Below are 1,532 nucleotides of genomic sequence, written 5' to 3' on the forward strand. Positions count from 1 at the left end.
ACCATCGCTGGAGCTGGCTGACATCTTCCGTGCCCATGGCCCTGCGTGGCGGCAGGCCAATGCGGGGCATGTCAGCCTGAACCAGCTCAAGGCGATGTCGGCCATAGAGGCCTGCCGGACCGAGGCGCTCGGCGGGCATGTGGCCGGCTGCGGCAAATGCGGCCACCACCATATCGCCTACAACTCCTGCAAGAACCGGCACTGCCCGAAGTGTCAGGGACCGGCGGCGCGCGACTGGATGGCGGCGCGGGCCGAGGACCTGCTGCCCGTGGAGTACTTCCACGTCGTCTTCACCCTGCCGGCCGAGATTGCCCGGATCGCCTACTGGAACAAGCGGGCGGTCTACAGTCTGTTGTTCAGGGCATCGGCCGAGACGGTGATGACCATCGCGGCCGACCCCAAGCGCCTCGGTGCCCGGGTCGGCATCACCAGCGTCCTGCACACCTGGGGATCGGCTCTGACCCATCACCCGCACATCCACATGATCGTCCCCGGTGGCGGCCTGTCGCCGGATGGCACCAGGTGGGTTGCCTGCCGCCCCGGGTTCTTCCTGCATGTGCGGGTTCTATCGCGACTGTTCCGGCGCCTGTTTCTGGACGGGCTGAGGGATCTGCACCGGGCTGGTCAGCTGGCCCTCTTCGGTGATCTGGCCGAGCTGGCAGATGCTGACACCTTCACCGCCTGGCTCGCCCCGTTCCGCAAATCCGAATGGGTCGTCTATGCCAAGCCGCCCTTCGGCGGGCCAGAGGCCGTGCTGGCCTACCTGAGCCGCTATACCCACCGGGTAGCGATCTCGAACGCCCGCCTGGTCAGCGCCGATGCCAACACCGTGGCGTTCCGCTGGAAGGACTACAAGATCAAGCGCGGCGACCGGCAAAAGGTCATGCGGCTGGCCACGCCCGAGTTCATCCGTCGCTTCCTGATCCACGTCCTTCCCGATGGCTTCCACCGCATCCGGCATTACGGCCTGCTGGCCAGCTCGGCCCGCAAGGCCAACATCACCAAGACACGCGCCTTGCTCTGCGTCCAGCAGCCTGACCGGGTCGCCGCGCCGGAACACCAGACCGAGATCGTCCCGCTCACCCTGCGCGAGCCATGCCCCTGCTGCGGCGGCCCCATGCGCATCATCGAGATCTTCCGGCGCGGGCAGACACCGATGTCGCGCGCGCCTCCGAGGGAGCAGGCAGCATGACACATCGCCTGTCATCCGTCACAAAACAGCACCGGCCGTGCCTCGCAGACCCGGCCAAGTCCGCATGCGTCCATCGTTCCTCGGCGCGACACACGGCGACAATCACGGCGCAACCAGCAGCTTCGTCGGGATCATCGACCGAGTTTGCGCCCTTCTCAGGCGCCATGCGCACCTTCAGCCGCATCCATGACGCAGCCGCCGCCCCGCCCACCCGCGCACTTTCCCCATAGGATTGTCCAACACCCCCGCGGCTTCCTCCTTGGGAGGTTTTCCAACGCGGGTCGTGGTCGCACATCAACGCCACCGTTACGCCGCGACCCGCATCAGAAAACCTTCACCA

General features: G+C 66.6%; 1 protein-coding gene. It reads left to right on the forward strand.

All coding sequences use genetic code 11. From position 1 onward, the window contains the following. Window positions 1–7: 7 nt before the first annotated feature. Window positions 8–1,192: an IS91 family transposase gene (locus tag QQK83_RS19225; RefSeq protein WP_284267048.1), complete on the forward strand. Its 1,185-nt coding sequence runs from the start codon at window positions 8–10 to the stop codon at window positions 1,190–1,192. Window positions 1,193–1,532: the final 340 nt, after the last annotated feature.

Source organism: Roseicyclus amphidinii, from assembly GCF_030163755.1.
GTDB classification, from domain to species: Bacteria; Pseudomonadota; Alphaproteobacteria; order Rhodobacterales; family Rhodobacteraceae; genus Roseicyclus; species Roseicyclus amphidinii.